This window comes from Tenacibaculum sp. UWU-22 (genome assembly GCF_041021355.1).
Classification (GTDB): Bacteria; Bacteroidota; Bacteroidia; order Flavobacteriales; family Flavobacteriaceae; genus Polaribacter.
The window spans coordinates 514290-533455 of the sequence record NZ_JBFNGP010000001.1 but is presented as its reverse complement, the minus strand read 5'-3'; the positions used below and the strand labels follow the sequence as shown (position 1 = coordinate 533455).

Here is a 19166-nt window from a genome sequence, read left to right as displayed (position 1 = left end):
TATTTATTGATAAAAGAATAAATAATGAGTCTTTCGGTTTGGGTTGTAAGAAACAGAAAGACTCATTATTATTGTTCGTGCTTAAAAAAGCACTAATAACTTTTCGGGATTAACTGTTTTATTTTTTACAGTTATAAAAATTGACTATTTTAACCATATTATTGGCAACACTAACAGTTATACTTCCAGAGGCAGAAGATGAAGAAACCCATCCTGTATGAGGTATTATTTCAACCGTATATGTGCCGTCTGACAAACCTGAGAAGAAAATATTTCCGTTTATATCTGTAGTTGCTGTTTTAATAATACTATTAGTAGAATCTTTTAAATTAAATACCCATCCATTTCCTAAAACATCTGCACCATTATATGCTCCATCACAATTTTCTTCGAGTATATTTAAAATACTTATTACATTATTTTGACAACAACCCTCTGTGTTATTTGAAATAGACTTATCTCCTTTAGTTGTAGTTATGTTTCCAACCAAAGAAAATCCCAATACGACAGCGTTTGTGTTTACCAAATAAGCTCTTAAACTATAACTCCCTGCATTTAAACACACATTAGAATCTTGCCATGCTTGTATAGGGGTTGAAGCCCATGTATAAACAGAGCTAGTAGCTATAACGGTATTGTTATTATCAAGATCTATTAATTCAAAGTATACTTGGTCGTCAGCTTTAAAGGTAAAACTATAATTTATACAGGTGTTGTCTAAAACACAGAAAGGTCTTTCGAAAACATAAGGTACTGTTTCTCCTTTTTTGTTTTTTGCATTATTACAACCAAAACCATCAGTTGTTCCTAAATCTACAGGAGCTAATGTTTTAGAATTTGGTTGGTTTACCCAAGCGTTATCTCCAGAATTAGAATAATTAATTACGTATGCACTACCATTAATAGTGTTTTTTAAAGAATTGTAACATGAGGTTAGGGGAGGGTTATTTATTACCCTCCAAAACGGATCTACTACGCCTTTTCCTGGAGATATTGTATCGCCTTTAGTATCTATGCCTGTAGATAGGTTTAATGAGTCTTTCGGGTTACAGCCTGCCGTAATATATTTTTTATTTATACACTCATTTTCATCTTTATTACAAGAAAAAAGTAAATAAGATAAAGCGGCAAAGCTTATTAGTAAACTTAGAATGTTATAGGTTTGTTTTTTTATATATAGCGTTTTCATAACTTTTTTTTTTAGAAAAAGTCAAAGCAGTAAAAACCGCCTTGACTTTGGTTATTTATACTTTTATTCTGGACAAAGAACTTTGAATTCGGTTCTTCTGTTTACTTCGTGTTCTGCATCACTACATTTTACACCGTTAGCACAGTGATTTAATAGCCTATACTCACCATAGCCTTTTGCAACAATTCTATTAGGATTTATTCCTTGTGAGATAATATACGCAGCAGAGTTATTTGCTCTTCTTTGAGAGAGGTCTTCGTTATAAGCATCACTACCTTGGCTGTCGGTATGAGAGCTCAGTTCTACTTTTATTAAAGGATAGGTTTTCATAAAATCTACCAGCTTGTTTAATTCAATTTTTGCATTTTCTCTTACAATATCTTTATCTAAAGCAAAATGAATATTTTTTAAAGGTATTGTGGTGTTACATTCTACATAAGTTAAACACACTTCTAGTTTTACAAATAAGGTAGTGTTTCTGTTATAATTTGAAGTAGATACGGTTTCTATTTGAGAAAAATAATTGTCTTTTTTACCACGAATCGTATAAGTAGCATTTTCATTTATATGAAAAATATATTCCCCTTTATTATCAGTCACCGTTCTTTTTTCTTCGGCTTTAGAACTATGTTTTAGAAAAACAGAAACACCAGATAGCGGTTTATTGGTATTACAAACTACGGCCTGCCCTTGTAGAATAAAGTTTCTGTCGGCATATTCAATAACTTTTTGAATACCTTCGGTGTTTTGTTTACAATTTTTAAATTCTTCTTTAGTAATACTTCCTTCTTCTAATGTAACTCCGTATAATTTTCCTCTAATTAAGTAATTATCTTCTTTTACTTCTTTAAAAACAACTACACCATAAGAATTTGTAGTAGCACTTTGAACAATATTTCCGTTTATATCTGCTAAAACTACATCGGTATTGGGTAAGGTTTCTCCAGTATATTTATCTTTAGCGGTAATAGTTACGCTACACCCACAAGTTGAACAACAAAAAGGGGTGTGTTCTTTACCACAAACAGGGCAAACTTTAGTTTTATTAAATTTAATAGTAACACCTGCAAATAATCCTATCGAAGAAATACCGCAATTACAAGGTTCGGCCCTAACTTTTGGGTTGCCCTCTTTAATTGTTATATGGCCTTCATCATCATTAAAAGGTTGATATCCTGCAGAAATACCTAATGAAGGGTCTAATAATTCTTTAGTGTTAAAATGTTTTAAATAATATGTGCCCACATTAAATCCGAAGTTTTTAGAAAGAAAATAGGTTAATTTTACTTGTCCTTTAAAAGAAAATACGTTAGAAAGGTTATAACCTGCATGAAAGTTTAGCATTTTGGGTGGGCTAGAAGTAATGTTAGTTAATAATGTTCTTCCTCCTTTAATTGAAGCTAATCCAAAACGGGTATTAAATTCAGTTTTAAATTTGCCAGAACTACTTCTAATTTGTGCATTGGGACCAATACCATAAAATAATCGAGTAATACCATTTTCTATTAAGGTAGTATTAATGGTTCCTAAATTTGTAGGGTAGGTGCTTTTGGGTTTATTCTTTATAAAATCAAAATCAGCACCTAAACCAAACCAATTAAAATAATAGTCGAAAGATATACCTAAGTCTATCCCTCCTTTGTAGTCTATGTAAGGTGTGTCGTTGTTGTAAGAAGGAAAATCATAACCAATTCTAGGGGATAATTGAAAATAATTTCGTTCTAATGGTACGTTTTGTGCATTTGAAATTGTTACAAAAGTAAAAATTAACACAGTTGATAAAATTTTTAAAACAGTTTTCATAATAATAGTGTTTAGATTTCTTAGCAAAGATGGTTTAAAGTGACACTAATACTATCAGGGTAAAAACTGACTTTTAAAAATATAACCTTGTATTTTTGATAGGGTAATTACCCTTTACTAAAAAGTGTAATTACCCTATTTAAATTATATGAATAAAAAAAACCGACTCTTTCGAAATCGGTTTTTGTGTTTGTTTTAGATGTTAAGTGGGTTATCCACCAAAGTCGTCGAAACGGATATTTTCATCTGGAATACCAAAGTCTTGTCCCATTTTTTCAACAGCTTTGTTCATTAATGGAGGGCCACAGAAGTATAGCTCGATATCTTCAGGAGAATCGTGTTTACTTAAATAATTATCGATTACACAGTTGTGAATAAATCCTACAAAACCATCACCTTCTTCATCATTAATATCTTTTTTCACTTTCCAGTTATCTTCTTCTAAAGGTTCTGATAAGGCTAAATAAAATTTAAAGTTAGGAAACTCTCTTTCGAGTTCTCTAAAATGTTCAACATAAAACAGTTCGCGTTTAGAACGACCACCATACCAGTACGATACTTTTCGTTTAGTTTTTAAGGTTTTAAATAAATGGTATATATGCGAACGCATTGGAGCCATACCTGCACCACCACCTACGTATAACATTTCAGCATCTGAATCGTTGATGAAAAATTCGCCATAAGGTCCTGAAATAATTACTTTATCTCCAGGTTTTTGGTTAAAAATGTACGAAGAAGCAATTCCTGGATTTACATCCATCCATTGGTTTTTGTTTCTATCCCAAGGTGGTGTTGCTATACGAACGTTTAACATAATTTCGCGCCCTTCTGCTGGGTAAGAAGCCATAGAGTAAGCACGCTCTACCGTATCGTCGTTTTTCATTACCAAAGGCCATAAACCAAATTTATCCCATTCGGCTTGAAATTTGTCTGGGGTTTCATGTTCTTCAGGGTGAGCAGTAATGTCAATATTGTTGTAATTTATAGAACACGATGGAATTTCAATTTGAATATATCCTCCAGCCTTGTAATCCATATCTTCAGGTAATTCAACAACAAATTCTTTAATAAAAGAGGCAACATTGTAATTTCGTACTACTGTTGCTTCCCATTTTTTAATTCCAAAAACTTCTTCTGGAATAGAAATGTCCATATCTTGTTTTACCTTTACTTGACACGCTAATCGTGCTCCTTCAGCTAATTCTTTACGGGTAAAATGAGGGGTTTCTGTAGGTAATGCTTCGCCACCACCAGATTTTACGTGACACTCACATTGTGTACAAGTTCCACCGCCACCACAAGCTGAGGGTAAAAATATTTTTTCGTTTCCTAAGGTGGTTAGTAATGACCCACCAGAGGGTACTTCTATTGTTTTTTCTCCGTTTATGGTAATTTTAACAGGCCCAGATGGAGCTAATTTTTGTTTTACAAATAATAACAAAGCTACCAATAACAATGTTATCACCATAAATGCACTTACGGTTGCAATAATTATTCCTGACGTACTTGTTGCTAATAATATCATTATTTTATAATTTCTTTATTAGAGGTTTCTACACTTTTGTTGTCGGTAGTTTTTAATTTATCTGTTGTTTCTTTTTTTGCTAGCGTATTAGGTTTTGTTGTAGCGATAGCAACCGAAGCTGTTTTTTCAGCAGGCTTTTTTTCTTTATCGCCACCAGTTAACATACCTCCAAAACTCATAAAACCAATTGCCATTAACCCTGTGGTAATAAAGGTAATACCTAAGCCTCTTAATGGGGCAGGTACATTAGAATATCTAATTTTTTCGCGTATTGCTGCAATAGCTAAAATTGCTAAAAACCATCCTATTCCAGAACCGATACCATAAACTGTTGCTAAGCTTAAAGTTGGTATTTCACGCGATTGCATAAATAAAGAGCCTCCTAAAATAGCACAGTTTACAGCTATTAGCGGTAAGAAAATTCCTAAAGAATTGTATAGTGATGGAGAAAATTTTTCTACAATAATTTCTACCAATTGTACCATCGTTGCAATAGTTGCAATAAATAGGATAAAAGATAAAAAGCCTAAATCGTAATCGGCATATTCTGGCCCTAACCATTTTAAGGCACCAGGTTGCAATAAATATTGATCTAACAACCAGTTTACAGGTACGGTTACAGCTAATACAAAAATTACTGCAGCACCTAACCCTATTGCGGTACTTACTTTTTTAGATACAGCAAGGTAAGAACACATTCCTAAGAATGTTGCAAACACCATGTTATCTATAAATATTGATTTGAAAAATAATTCTATATATTCCATATTTTTTAGTATTGATTATTAAGTTGTTAAGTATTGAGTATTTATATAATTAATAAACTCTCGTGATTAACAGCTGTATACTATTTCTTAGTCTTCTATTAAATCTTTATTTCTACTACGTTGTACCCAAATAATAATACCAACTACAATTAATGCCATTGGTGCTAATAGCATAAATCCGTTGTTTTCGTATCCTAATTTGTATAGTCCTGTTTTTTCTCCAGCGATAGGATTTCCTAATACTTTGAATCCTAATAAGGTTCCAGAACCTAAAAGTTCTCTAAAAAAGGCTACAATTACTAAAATAATTCCGTAACCTGCGGCGTTACCTATTCCGTCTAAAAACGATCTCCAAGGGCTGTTTCCTAAGGCAAAAGCTTCAAAGCGCCCCATAATAATACAGTTGGTAATAATTAACCCTACAAAAACAGATAGTTGTTTAGATAAGCCATATGCAAAAGCTTTTAATACTTGATCTACAATAATTACCAATGCGGCAGCAATAATTAGCTGTACAATAATTCTAATTTTTGATGGAATAATATTTCTCATTAAAGAGATAACCACGTTTCCCATAGCTACTACAAACATTACAGAAATAGCCATAACAATAGCTGCTTTTAGCTCTGCTGTAACCGCTAAAGCAGAACAAATACCTAATACTTGAACGGTAATTGGGTTATTGTCTGCAAGTGGATCTTTAACAAGTTTTGCGTCTTTTTTTGATAAAAGTCCCATATTAATTTGTTTTTAATGTTTTAAAATAAGGCACATATAATTTTAAGTCATGCTTAATCATAGCCGTAACACCATTTCCAGTAATTGTTGCTCCAGCAATGGCATCTACCTTATTGTCTGTTTTATTATTGTTTTTAGGGTCGTTATTTCCTTTTGCTACGGTTATTCCTACAAAATTATCTTGTGCGTCAAACACATGTTCACCCGTAAAATCATCCATAAAGAAACGTTGTTTAATATTTGCTCCTAAACCAGGTGTTTCTCCTTTATGATCAAAATATACACCTTGTACTACCATATCTTTATCCATGGCTACAAAGCCCCAAATAGCATCCCAAAGACCTTTACCTCTAATAGGTACGATGTAATAGGTTTTGCCATCTTTTTCACCAATAAATACAGGAAGTTTTTGTGTTTCGCCTCTTTTCGCTTTTTCTTGTTCTTTTTTAATATCAATTAAGTATGCTTCTGGATTTTCAGTTATTTTGTCTCCTTCGATTACTAATTGTTTTTTTATGTATTTAGAAAAAACCTCACCAACTTTTTTACTAGGAATAAAAATAGCACTGCTTTCATCGTTTTCATTTACGCCCATTGCGTACAAAATATTTTGTTGCTTTTCTATTCGTTTATTTTCTGCTATTTTTCCTTTTAATGATCCTGATACGTAGGCTAATAAAGTTCCTACCACGATAACCATTACTATAGAAAATAGTATTGTATATAAATTACTGTCTGTTTTTTTACCCATGACTAAGCCGTTTTTGCTTTTAAACGTTTTTTTCTTTTTTTGATGTTTGCTTGTATCACAAAATGATCAATAGTTGGCGCAAAGACATTCATTAATAAAATGGCTAACATTACACCTTCTGGATAAGCTGGGTTAAATACACGAATCATTATTGAAATAAAGCCAACAAAAAATCCGTAATACCATTTACCTTTATTTGTTTGTGATGCTGTTACAGGGTCTGTAGCCATAAATGCCACACCAAAAGCAAAACCTCCGATTAATAAATGATGCCAAAAAGGGGTGCTCATTAATCCGTAAAACTTACTTCCTTCTGTAATAATACCGGCATCTACAACTTGGTTAAAAATTAACCCCATTGTTAAGGCACCAATTACAGCACTTAACATAATGCGCCAACTTCCTATTTTTGTAAAAATTAAAAAGAGGGCTCCTAATAAGATAAGTAAGGTTGATGTTTCACCTACAGAACCAGGAATAAAACCAAAAAACATATCTTGTGTAGAATAGGTTAGGTGATGTCCTTGGGCTAAACTTCCTAAGATTGTTTCGCCAGAAATGGCATCTGCCGACCCAGCTAATTCTTTAGCTCCAGTAACCCAAACTTTGTCACCAGACATCCATGTTGGGTAGGCAAAGAATAAAAAGGCACGAATGGTTAAAGCAGGATTTAAGATGTTCATTCCTGTACCACCAAAAACTTCTTTTCCAATAACTACTCCAAAAATAACAGCAACAGCTAACATCCAAAGAGGAATGTCTACAGGTACAATTAATGGAACTAACATACCCGTTACTAAATACCCTTCTTCTACTTCGTGTTTTTTAATTACGGCAAAAATAAATTCTACCGCTAAACCAATCGCATAAGAAACAATGACTAACGGAATTATTTTTTTAGCCCCAATAATAAAGTTGTCTAAATTCCAAAACTCACCACTAAAAAATGACATATCCGAAGTAAAGTTGTGATTTACGGCTACATTATGTTGAAACCCAGCATTAAACATACCAAAAACTAAACAGGGTAACAATGCCATAATAACAATGTTCATGGTTCGTTTTAAATCGTCAGCCGCCTTAATGTGTGTGCCATTATGTGTGGTTTCATTTGGCATGTATAAAAAGGTATGGATTGCATTAAATGCAGGTTCCATTTTTGTTCCTTTATACTTTTCTTTTAAATTATGTAAATTTTGTTTTAAACCCATAATATTATTCTAATTCATTTTTCATTAAATCTAACCCCGCTCGAATAATTTGTTGATGCGGTTGTTTAGATACACAAATAAATTCTGTTAATGCAAAATCTTCAGGAGCTATTTCATATGCGCCTAAAGCTTCCATTTCTTCTAAATCTTGATATAAACAAGATTTTAAAAGTTGCATTGGGTAGATGTCTAATGGAAAAACTTCTTCGTAGGCACCAGTTACTACAAAGGCTCTCTGTTCTCCATTAGTATTGGTGTCTAAATTGTATTTTTTATCGGGGTGTAACCACGAAAACGTCAATGCTCTAGAAGTCGATATTTTGTCAAAAACGGGTTTGTTCCATCCAAAAAATTCGTAGTCATTTCCTTCTGGAATTGCAGTAATTTGATTATCGTAATATCCTAAAAAGCCGTCTTCGAAAACCTGTGTACCGCTAAGTACATTACCACTAATAATTCTAGTGTTATCGGTTATTAAATTTTCTTTGGTTATCTCTTTAATAGCAGCTCCAGAATAAACAGTAATGTAGTGGGGTTTTTTAAATTCAGAACCTGTTAAAGCAATGGTTTTTTTAGCATTAAACTTACCAGTTAAAAATAACTCGCCAATAATAACCAAATCTTGTGGATTTACTATCCAAACTACTTCACCTTTATTTATAGGGTCAACTTGAGCTATTTGAGTGCTTACATTTCCTACTGGGTGAGGCCCTAATAAACCGTGTAATTCGATATTGTTTACATTTAAAAACGGAGATTGTTTTCCGTATTTTTCTACTGAAACATGTATTTTACCTTTGGTTAATTTACTTAGAGCATCAATAGCAGTTTGTATCTCTGCTTCTTTACCTTTTAAAATGTAATCGTAATCAGGTGCTAATGGCGTAGTTGCATAGGCAGAAATAAAAATTGCTTTTGGTGCTTTGTCAGGATTTGCAATAACATCGTATGGACGTTGTTTAATAAACGGCCAACACCCTGAAGCTAATAAGTAGCTTTTTATTTCTTCGGCAGTCATTTCATTAGCATCTTTTTTGCCGAAATCGCTATATTCTTGTTTGTTGTTAGAAGAAATTTTTATTTCTAACACTTTTCTTCTTTCTCCACGAGTTATTTCTGTAACTTTTCCGCTAATTGGGCTTGGAAATAAAATGCGATCATCACTTTTATCATAAAAAAGTGCGTCACCAGCTTTTACTTCTGTACCTTCTTTTGCTAAAATTTTAGGAACAACTCCGTGAAAATCATTTGGCTTAATTGCATATGTACTACCTATAGAAAGTTCAGTAGTTGTTTGTACTGCTTCGCCAACCAGCTTAATATCTAAGCCTTTTTTAATACGGATGTCTTTTGACATAGTAGGTATGACTTTTAATTATCTTAAAAAAACGCACAAATTTACGCTTTTTGAATAGGTTTATTAAAATATTTTCTTCCATATATTTCTTAAAACTCTTATTTATATTCGTTTTAAATAATAAGTTTGTCTTTGGCTTGTATTTTGATACTTTTGTAATATGAAGCTAAAGTTATTTTTATTTATAAATATGTTTTTATGTTCGCTGTTATTAAATGCGCAGCAGATAAAAACAATTCAATTGCGCCCTTTAAACAGTGGTGAGTTTTCGGCGATTGTTCCGCTAGGGAGTGTTTTAAAGTTGTCGTTTGATGATTTAGATGGCGATAGTAAAGAGTATCAGTATAAAATTGAGCATATGACTCACGATTGGAAACCAAGTAATTTAATCACCAGTCAATACGTTCGCGGATTTAACCAAAATGTTATTAATAATATTTCTAATTCGTTTAATACCTTACAAAGTTATACGCATTATTCGGTAGAAATACCTAATAAAAACACAGTAATAACAAAAAGTGGTAATTATTTAATTTCTGTTTTAACTCAAGATGACGAGGTGGTGTTTACTAGACGCTGTGTGTTTTACGAAAAAGCTGTTGATGTTGGGGTTTCGGTGTATCGAAGTAGAGATTTAGTAACCATAGATCAACAACAGATGGTTCAATTTTTAATCAATTATCCCAATTTGCGAATTAATAATCCTTCGCAAGAAATATATGTTACCTTACTTCAAAATTACAATTGGGATACTCAAATAAAAGGTATTAAACCACAATACTATAGTTCACATCAATTACTTTATAAGTATACTAGAGAAACCAATTTTTGGGGCGGAAATGAATATTTAAATTTTGATAATAAATATATTCGTAACACGAGTGTTAATATTTCTCATACGCGACGTAAAGATGTATACCATAATTATTTATATACAGATGAGTCTCGAAGTTTAAAGCCTTATACATACTATCCAGATATTAATGGGTTTTTTATAGTTAGAACTTTAGATGCAAACGATAATAATACTGAAAGTGATTATGCAATGATTCATTTTTCTTTAGCAGCTTCTAAACCTTTTAAAAACAAAACGGTATATGTGTATGGCGCGTTTAATAATTTTGAATTAACCAACGAAAATAAAATGAGTTATAATGTAGAAAAAGGAATATATGAAACTCATTTTTTATTAAAACAGGGTTTTTATAATTATAGTTATGTTACGGTTGATGAAAATGGAATAATTGACCTAACAGAAATTGATGGGTCTTTTTACCAAACAGAAAATAAATATACCGTACTGGTTTATTACAAGCCTTTTGGCGGATTATATGAAAGAGTAATAGGTGTAGGGGAAGGCTTTTTTAATCAAGATAAATAACTTGCTTGCTTGGTGGTTGAGGTGTAAGATAACTAAGTAATTGCTTACGGATAAATTAAAAGAAATAGTTGCTTTTCTTTTGGTCGTGTATTTTATCAGGAATTATGGTAAGGGGGTGTTTTTTACCATCCTCCAGTGGCACCGCCACCACCGAAGCCACCACCACCGAAGCCGCCGCCAAATCCACCACCAAAACCGCCTGAAGAGCCGCCGCCAAAAATTCCACCACCACCAAAGCCACCTCTGCCAGCATTACTTAATATAATGGTGTCTAAAATATCTCTTGCTGTATTTTGACGATAATTTCCGCCACCGCCTCGATTACCTCTGTTTCCTCTACTTAATAAGATAAAGAAAACAATTAAAATAATAATAAAGATAATAAAGCCAATGTTTTCTCCGTCAGAACTTTCTTTTTGCGTTGCTTTGTATTCGCCATTCATTACTTTAAAAATGGCATTTACCCCGCTATCTAAGCCTTCGTAAAAGTTACCTGTTTTAAAATAAGGTAAAATATCGTTTTCAATAATTTTTCGTGAAACAAAATCGGTTAATAAATGTTCGGTTCCGTAACCTGTAGAAATGGTTATTTTTCTATCGTCTTTTGCTAATAAAATAAAAATACCATTGTCTTTGTTTTTTTGACCAATACCCCATTTTTGCGCCCAATTGGCAGCTAAATAATTAATATATTCGCCTTTAGTAGATGGGATAATAGCTATTACTATTTGTGTTGAAGTACTATCAGAATAACGAATTAGTTTGTTTTCTAAAGTTGATTTTTCTGTACCCGAAAGTAAACCGATATAATCGTATATACTGGTTTCAATATTTGGTTTTGGGGGTATTTTAAAGCCTTGCGAAAATATGTTTTGCACAAGTAATAGTCCAGCAAAAAAAAGAATTTTTTTTAGGTTTAGTATGGTGGGGGTTAATGTTTTTTTATGTTGAACTGTATTTGTCATTTATAAAAATTCCTTTATATAAAAGGTTATTTTATCCTTTAGAAATTTCGTTAGGTAGCTCATTTTGATCATTACTACTCCAAGGAAAATAAGATTTTAATTGTTCACCAATTTTTAATACGCCTGCAACAATACCATCTTTAAAATCTTGTTTTTTAAAGTGGTCTTGTATTATGTTTTTAGTGGTGTCCCAAAAATTATCAGGCACAATAGTATTAATTCCTTTATCGCCGTAGATTACAAATTTACAATCATCTACAGCAACGTATATTAATACGGCATTTTGTTGCTTGGTGTTATCCATTTTAAGCATGTAAAACACTTCTATGGCGCGATTATAATGAGAAATTGAACTTGATTTTTCAATGTGTACTCGTATCTCGCCAGAAGTGTTTTGTTCTGCTTGTCGAATAGCTTCAACGATTTCTTGTTCTTGTTTTGCAGAAAGAAAATTTTCTACTGTTGACATTTATTTTTTATTAAAGTCAAAGTTTACATTGGGTGCTTTTTCTGCTCCTGGATCAGCTTTGTAGCGTGCCATATCGCTAAAATTAAAGATGCCTGCTAAAACAGAGTTTGGAAACTTTTTAATGTGTTTGTTATAGATGTTTACCTCGCTATTAAAACGATCACGTGCTACGTTAATTCTATTTTCGGTACCCTCTAATTGGCTTTGTAATTCTAAAAAGTTTTTATTTGCTTTAATATCAGGGTAGCGTTCAACAGAAACTAATAATTTAGATAAGGCTCCGCTTAACCCTGTTTGTGCTTGTTGAAATTGAGCCATTTTTTCAGGTGTTAAATCACCAGCATTAATGTTTACCGATGTTGCTTTAGCACGTGCCTCAATAACTTCTTTTAACGTGCTTTTTTCAAAATCAGCGGCGCCTTGTACGGTTTTTACTAAATTACCAATAAGGTCGTTTCTACGTTGGTATGAACTTTCTACATTAGACCATGCTGTTTTTGCGTTTTCTTGATATTCAACCGCAGTGTTATTAAAACCAACTGCCCAGTTGTATATTCCAAAAACTATAGCAACAATAATAATTAAAGGGATTAACCATTTTTTCATAATTTTTGATTTTTATAATTGATTTTTAATTTTTATTAATTCAGCTTTTACAGCTTCCAATTTACTAATAATTTCGTGATTAGTAATTATGCCATCAAAATTTTTCTTTAATTTTTGTTTTGCCCCGTCAAGGGTAAAGCCTCTTTCTTTAACAAGGGTATAAATTATTTTAAAATTTTCAATGTCATCGGTAGTGAATAGTCGATTTCCTTTTGCGTTTTTTTTGGGTTTTATAATTTCAAATTCTTTTTCCCAAAAACGAATAAGTGAGGGGTTTACATTAAAAGCCTTCGCAACTTCTCCTATTTTATAGTACCTTTTTTCGGGCAATTCGATATGCATACTTTCTTTTTCGGTTATCCTAAAAATTAATCGTAAGATTGTCCTTCTTCTTGCGAGGCTTTTTGCATAGCTATAAACTCTTCAGGACTTAAATCTCCATAATAATAATAAATGGGGTTTAGGGCTTTACCATTTTTGTGTACTTCGTAATGTAAATGTGCTCCAACAGATCGCCCAGTATTACCTACAAGACCAATTAAATCACCTCTTTTTACCCTTTGTCCTTTTTTTGTTATTATTTTACTCATGTGCCCGTAAATAGTTTCATAGCCATAACCATGGTCAATATATACAACATTTCCAAATGTTGCGCTACGTTCTGCTCTAATTACCGTTCCGTTACCTGATGCGTAAATTGGCGTACCAACAGGCGCGGTAAAATCCATTCCTTTATGAAATTTCATTATTTTTAAAATGGGGTGCATACGCATGCCAAAACCTGATGCCATACGAGTTAGGTCTTCTTTTTTTACGGGTTGAATAGCTGGTATTGAAGCTAACATTTCTTCTTTTTCTTTGCCTAAGTTTACAATTTCGTCTAACGATTTAGATTGTACTACCAATTGTTTCGATAAGATATCTAACTCTTTAGTTGTGTTTTTAATCATTTCACTATTGTTAAAACCGTCTAAATATTTATAGCGATTTATTCCGCCAAAACCTGCTTTTCTTTGTTCGTCAGGTATGGGGTTTACCTCAAAATAGGCGCGGTAAATATTGTTGTCTCGAGCTTGTAAATCGGCAAGAACTTTTGAGCTTTCTTGCATACGTTTATTTAAGAGTTCGTAGTGTAGTTTTAAATTTTCTAGTTCTCTTTTTTGAGCTCTTTCTTTAGGAGAGGTTAAAAACTGACTAAAACCAATAAATCCAAAAAAAGCAATTAGCAATATCGCTAAAAACCCAAATAGGCTTTTTTTATAGGCATCACTCTTCTTTGTCTTTATTTTTCTGTACGACAGCGTATCTGCATCATAATAATATTTTACTTTTGCCATATAACTAAATGTAGTATTTTTGTGCTCTTTAGATTATTTTTTATAAAAAAATCATTTTACAAAACTCACAAATTTACAAAATGTTTTGGAACTGCTTTTTTTAAGTAATTTTTTAAAAAATTTTTAACAATTTTTCTACCTTAAACTGTATGGAATCTCAACAAATAAGAGCCAAATTTTTAGACTTTTTTAAATCGAAACATCATCATATTGTTCCTTCGGCCCCGATGGTGTTAAAAAATGATCCAACCTTGATGTTTACAAATTCGGGTATGGCGCCTTTTAAAGAGTTTTTTTTAGGAAACTCAACACCTAAAAGTACTAGAATTGCCGATACTCAAAAATGTTTACGTGTTTCGGGTAAACATAACGATTTAGAAGAGGTTGGTTATGATACCTATCATCACACCATGTTTGAAATGCTTGGAAATTGGTCGTTTGGAGATTATTTTAAAAAAGAGGCAATTACTTGGGCATGGGAGCTGTTAACCAAAGTGTATAAAATAGATAAAGATATTTTATACGTTACTGTTTTTGAAGGGAGTAAAGAAGACGGAACAGCAATGGATCAAGAAGCCTACGATATTTGGAAACAAATTATTCCTGAAAATCGTATTTTGATGGGGAATAAAAAAGATAATTTTTGGGAAATGGGTGAGCAAGGACCTTGTGGTCCGTGCTCAGAAATACATGTTGATATTCGTTCAGAAAAAGAAAAAGCTAAAATTGACGGGAAAACATTAATAAATAAAGACCATCCACAAGTAGTTGAAATTTGGAATTTGGTGTTTATGCAATACAATCGAAAAGCAAATGGTTCTTTAGAAGATTTACCTGCAAAACACATTGATACAGGAATGGGTTTTGAAAGGTTGTGTATGGTGTTGCAAAATGTAACCTCAAATTACGATACCGATGTTTTTACACCACTTATTCGAGAAATAGAAACCATAACCGACACAACGTATGGTAGTGATAAAAAAACAGATATAGCTATACGAGTTATTTCAGACCATATCCGAGCGGTAGCTTTTTCAATTGCAGATGGGCAGTTACCTAGTAATAACGGAGCGGGTTATGTAATTAGAAGAATTTTACGAAGAGCTATTCGGTACGGGTTTACTTTTTTAAATAAAAAAGAACCATTTATTTATCGCTTAGTTGATGTTTTAAGTAAAAAAATGAGTGCTGCTTTTCCTGAAATAAAAGCTCAAAAGCAATTAATTGAAAATGTAGTTAAAGAAGAAGAAGCTTCTTTTTTAAGAACCTTAGATCAAGGGTTAGTGTTGTTAGATAGAATTATTAGTGAAACTAAAAATAAAGAAGTGTCAGGCGATAAGGCTTTTGAATTATATGACACTTATGGCTTTCCAATAGATTTAACTGCTCTTATTTTATCAGAAAGAGGATTAACTTTAGATGAAAAAGGATTTCAAACCGAACTCGAAAAGCAAAAAAATCGTTCTCGGGCAGCAAGCGAAACAATTACAGATGATTGGATTGTTTTAAAACATGATGCACATGAAGAATTTGTAGGCTATGATATTTTAGAGGCTAATGTAAAATTAACCAGATACCGAAAAGTAACGTCTAAAAAAGAAGGAACGCTTTATCAGTTGGTTTTTAACATGACTCCTTTTTATGCTGAAGGAGGAGGGCAAGTCGGTGATAAAGGGTATTTAGAAGCACCTAATGGAGATGTAATTTATATCATAGATACCAAAAAAATAAATAATGTTATCATTCATTTTGCAAAAAATCTACCTAAAGAGTTAAACGAAACCTTTAAAGTGGTAGTAGATAAAAAACAGCGATATAGAACGGCTTGTAACCATACAGCAACCCATTTATTACATCAGGCTTTACGAGAAATTTTAGGTAGTCATATAGAGCAAAAAGGTTCTGCAGTGCACTCTAAATATTTACGTTTCGATTTTTCTCACTTTTCAAAAATGAAAGAAGAAGAGTTGCGCGACGTAGAAAACTTTGTAAATGCTCGTATTGCTGGTAAGTTGCCTTTACAAGAGCAAAGAAACATACCTATGCAACAGGCAATAAACGAAGGGGCAATAGCTTTGTTTGGTGAAAAATATGGTGATTCGGTTAGAACAATTCGTTTTGGGCAATCTATGGAGTTGTGTGGAGGTACTCATGTGCAAAACACAGGCGATATTTGGTATTTTAAAATTATATCTGAAAGCGCTATTGCTGCAGGAATTAGAAGAATAGAGGCAATTACTAACGATGCGGTAAAAGATTTTTATACCGAAAATAATACGGCAATGTTGAAAATTAAAAGCCTATTAAACAACACGAAAGAGCCTATAAAAGCTTTGCAAAATTTGCAAGATGAAAATGCTGCTTTAAAAAAGCAAATAGAAGGGTTGTTGAAAGATAAAGCAAAAAATGTAAAGCAAGAATTAAAAGCTCAGCTCGAAGAAATAAATGGTGTTCAATTTTTAGCTACGAAGGTTGATTTAGATCAAAATAGTATTAAAAATATATTGTTTGAATTGGGTTCAGAAATGGATAATTTGTTTGCTGTAGTAGCTGCAAGTCCAGCTCCTGAAAAAGCAATATTAACGTGTTATATATCAAAAAATACAGCAAACGAAAAAGGATATAATGCGGGTAAAGTAGTTCGTGAATTAGGCACTTATATTCATGGTGGCGGAGGTGGACAAAATTTCTTTGCAACTGCAGGAGGTAAAAATCCTGAAGGTATATCAAAAGCATTAGAGCAAGCGAAAACCTATGTTGTTTAAAAAAACAGAATTATGCTGTTATGCAATTACAAACCAATATACCTATAAAAAAACAGTCGTGTAACCTAATAAATTATAATGCTAAATTATTGTTGTTAGGTTCTTGTTTTTCAACCAATATTGGTAATAAGTTGGCTTATTATAAATTTCGAACCATTGAAAATCCGTTCGGAATTTTATTTCACGTAAAAGCTATTGAAAAATTAATTGTAAATGCACTTAATAAAAAGGTTTATACACAAGAAGATATTTTTTTTCACAATGAACGGTGGAATTGTTTTGACGCACATTCTAGTTTAAGTGCTACAGATAAAAACCAACTACTCTCTACTTTAAATAATGCACTTGAACTTACCAACAAACAAGTAACGAATGCCTCTCATTTGGTGATAACCTTAGGAACTTCGTGGGTGTATAAAGAAGTAGCTTCAGATAATACCGTAGCCAATTGTCACAAATTACCACAGAAGCATTTTACGAAAGAAATTTTAAGCGTAGATGAAATTTTAAAGAGTTTAAAAAATATGATTACTCTTGTTAAATCGGTAAACAAAGATATAACGGTGTTGTTTACGGTTTCACCTGTACGTCATTTAAAAGATGGTTTTATTGCGAATCAACAAAGTAAAGCACATTTAATTACAGCCATTCATCAGGTGGTAAATCAAAAAGAGGTGTGTTATTTTCCTGCCTATGAAATTATGATGGACGAATTGCGTAATTATCGTTTTTACACTCAAGATATGTTACATCCTAACTCAACGGCTATTGATTATATATGGGATAAATTTTTAATAGCTTGGGTGGCAGATGAAACAAATCAAACTATGCAAGAAATAGCAAGTTTACAAAAAGGATTAGCACATCGACCTTTTAATCCAAATACAGAACAGCATATGTTGTTTGTTAAAAAACTAGAACAGCAAAAAACTGAGCTTCAAAAAAAATTTCCGTTTATGAAATTTGAATAAAAAGTTATTTTTTTATCAACGCTACAATTTGGCTTAAAAAAGTATCTGTATCGATTTTTTTAGAAAGTGCCATTCGAACCACAACTAAATTTTGCTCAGGTAAAATAAATACGTTTTGCCCCTGATAGCCGTTAAATGAAAACATTGTTTTTGGTACATTCGGATAACGTTTGCCTGCATTTAACCATATTTGTGCTCCATACCAGCCGTTAGAAGTAGGTGTGGGTGTAGTAGCGTATGTTACCCAGTTTTGATCGAAAATTTGTTGCCCATTCCAATTTCCTTTTTTCAGGTATAATAATCCCAATTTAGCCCAATCTCTTGGGGTTGCCCAAGCATAAGAAGAGCCCACATAATTACCGCTTAAATCGGTTTCAACAACCATTGAATTCATTCCAATTTTGTCAATTAATTCGGCATACCAAAAATCTAAGTAGTTTTGATAGCTACCCAGTTTGTTTCGTAAAATACCAGAAAGTAAATTTGTGCATCCTGAAGAGTAATTCCACGTTTGGTTTGGTTTGCCCACTAAAGGTTTATTAAGTTGTGAGGCAGTCATATCTTTTTCTAAAAACAGCATTTTAGTAGCGTCTGAAATAGACTCATAATCTTCATTCCACGCTAAGCCACTATTCATTTGAAGTAAGTTGTTGAGAGTTATGTTTTTACGGTTGTCGTTTTTCCAAGCTGCAAAATTAGGCTTTTCATTTACGTTTAATTTTCCTTGAAATTGCATAATACCAAATAAAGAGCCTACAATGCTTTTTGTCATTGACCAGCCTAATATTACGGAGTTTTTAGTGAATCCTTTGTCGTATTTTTCAGCTATAATATGGTCTTTATAAATTACTAAAACAGCTCTGGTTTTAGAAGAATCGTTAAAAACACTAGTAATTGTTTGGTTTAGTTTTTTATAATTAATATTGGTAAAAATAGAATCTTTTTGGTCTGCATTTCCGTATGGGTAAGGGCTTTTGTTGTCGGCAGGTAAACGTTTTGGCGTTGGTGTTTTTTTTAAAGTTTTTACGCTATTAATAGTTAATACACTACCTAATCCTTTTCTATATATTGCCTTTCGGTTAAGTAAGCCAAAGACGCTAGAAATAACCGATTTGTCTTTAAGATTAACTTGTTCAGATGCAAACTTTATAGGTAAAAAATTTAAATCGGTAGCTTGGGTAAAAGATAAACTTCTATTTGCTAAAAAAACCGAAGAGCTAGCGTATTTAGCGGTGTACCCTGCAATAATATTAAATTTAGGGTAGTTGTAAAATATTGTTGCGATAATTAATATAGCGATAACTAGCAATGTTTTTTTTACGCTCGTCATA

General features: G+C 32.4%; 17 protein-coding genes. 3 read left to right on the top strand and 14 right to left on the bottom strand.

All coding sequences use genetic code 11. From position 1 onward, the window contains the following. Window positions 1-118: 118 nt before the first annotated feature. From AB2B44_RS02415 to AB2B44_RS02380, 8 genes are all read right to left on the bottom strand, one after another. Entirely contained in the window at window positions 119-1189 is a 1071-nt protein-coding gene (locus AB2B44_RS02415; RefSeq protein WP_369047955.1) for an SdrD B-like domain-containing protein, read from the bottom strand. 63 nt (window positions 1190-1252) lie between these two features. Beyond that, on the bottom strand, window positions 1253-2992 hold the full coding sequence (locus AB2B44_RS02410) for an OmpA family protein (protein WP_369047954.1): 1740 nt from the start codon (window positions 2990-2992) through the stop codon (window positions 1253-1255). Window positions 2993-3203: 211 nt separating this feature from the next. Continuing rightward, entirely contained in the window at window positions 3204-4514 is a 1311-nt protein-coding gene (nqrF, locus tag AB2B44_RS02405; RefSeq protein ID WP_369048518.1) for an NADH:ubiquinone reductase (Na(+)-transporting) subunit F, read from the bottom strand. 2 nt (window positions 4515-4516) lie between these two features. After that, window positions 4517-5284, bottom strand: a complete 768-nt coding sequence (nqrE, locus tag AB2B44_RS02400; protein ID WP_369047953.1) for an NADH:ubiquinone reductase (Na(+)-transporting) subunit E — start codon at window positions 5282-5284, stop codon at window positions 4517-4519. A gap of 87 nt (window positions 5285-5371) precedes the next feature. Then, window positions 5372-6022 (bottom strand): NADH:ubiquinone reductase (Na(+)-transporting) subunit D, encoded by a 651-nt coding sequence (locus AB2B44_RS02395; protein ID WP_369047952.1) that lies wholly within the window; start codon window positions 6020-6022, stop codon window positions 5372-5374. 1 nt (window position 6023) lies between these two features. Then, a complete protein-coding gene (locus AB2B44_RS02390; protein WP_369047951.1) occupies window positions 6024-6773 on the bottom strand; it encodes a Na(+)-translocating NADH-quinone reductase subunit C in 750 nt (249 codons plus the stop codon). A gap of 2 nt (window positions 6774-6775) precedes the next feature. Next, window positions 6776-7984, bottom strand: coding sequence for an NADH:ubiquinone reductase (Na(+)-transporting) subunit B (locus AB2B44_RS02385; RefSeq protein ID WP_369047950.1), 1209 nt, complete (start codon window positions 7982-7984; stop codon window positions 6776-6778). 4 nt (window positions 7985-7988) lie between these two features. Continuing rightward, entirely contained in the window at window positions 7989-9341 is a 1353-nt protein-coding gene (locus AB2B44_RS02380) for a Na(+)-translocating NADH-quinone reductase subunit A (RefSeq protein ID WP_369047949.1), read from the bottom strand. Window positions 9342-9501: 160 nt separating this feature from the next. Here AB2B44_RS02380 and AB2B44_RS02375 point away from each other — a divergent pair, with 160 nt between their 5' ends. After that, window positions 9502-10722, top strand: coding sequence for a DUF5103 domain-containing protein (locus tag AB2B44_RS02375; protein ID WP_369047948.1), 1221 nt, complete (start codon window positions 9502-9504; stop codon window positions 10720-10722). Between the two features lie 122 nt (window positions 10723-10844). Here AB2B44_RS02375 and AB2B44_RS02370 read toward each other — a convergent pair whose 3' ends face one another. The 5 genes from AB2B44_RS02370 to AB2B44_RS02350 are packed head-to-tail and all read right to left on the bottom strand — an operon-like array spanning window position 10845 to window position 14099. Next, window positions 10845-11687: a YgcG family protein gene (locus AB2B44_RS02370; protein WP_369047947.1), complete on the bottom strand. Its 843-nt coding sequence runs from the start codon at window positions 11685-11687 to the stop codon at window positions 10845-10847. Window positions 11688-11718: 31 nt separating this feature from the next. Next, window positions 11719-12156: a TPM domain-containing protein gene (locus AB2B44_RS02365; protein ID WP_369047946.1), complete on the bottom strand. Its 438-nt coding sequence runs from the start codon at window positions 12154-12156 to the stop codon at window positions 11719-11721. After that, window positions 12157-12762 (bottom strand): LemA family protein, encoded by a 606-nt coding sequence (locus AB2B44_RS02360; RefSeq protein WP_369047945.1) that lies wholly within the window; start codon window positions 12760-12762, stop codon window positions 12157-12159. It abuts the gene before it with no gap. A 12-nt stretch (window positions 12763-12774) separates the two neighbouring features. After that, entirely contained in the window at window positions 12775-13104 is a 330-nt protein-coding gene (locus tag AB2B44_RS02355) for a MerR family transcriptional regulator (RefSeq protein ID WP_369047944.1), read from the bottom strand. 26 nt (window positions 13105-13130) lie between these two features. Beyond that, complete coding sequence (locus AB2B44_RS02350) at window positions 13131-14099, bottom strand: M23 family metallopeptidase (RefSeq protein ID WP_369047943.1); 969 nt, start codon at window positions 14097-14099, stop codon at window positions 13131-13133. 149 nt (window positions 14100-14248) lie between these two features. Here AB2B44_RS02350 and alaS point away from each other — a divergent pair, with 149 nt between their 5' ends. After that, complete coding sequence (gene alaS / locus AB2B44_RS02345; protein ID WP_369047942.1) at window positions 14249-16864, top strand: alanine--tRNA ligase; 2616 nt, start codon at window positions 14249-14251, stop codon at window positions 16862-16864. Window positions 16865-16884: 20 nt separating this feature from the next. Continuing rightward, on the top strand, window positions 16885-17835 hold the full coding sequence (locus AB2B44_RS02340) for a GSCFA domain-containing protein (RefSeq protein WP_369047941.1): 951 nt from the start codon (window positions 16885-16887) through the stop codon (window positions 17833-17835). Between the two features lie 4 nt (window positions 17836-17839). On the opposite strand, the gene AB2B44_RS02335 is transcribed toward AB2B44_RS02340, so the two are convergent. Continuing rightward, window positions 17840-19165: a serine hydrolase domain-containing protein gene (locus tag AB2B44_RS02335; protein WP_369047940.1), complete on the bottom strand. Its 1326-nt coding sequence runs from the start codon at window positions 19163-19165 to the stop codon at window positions 17840-17842. Between the last annotated feature and the right edge of the window lies 1 nt (window position 19166).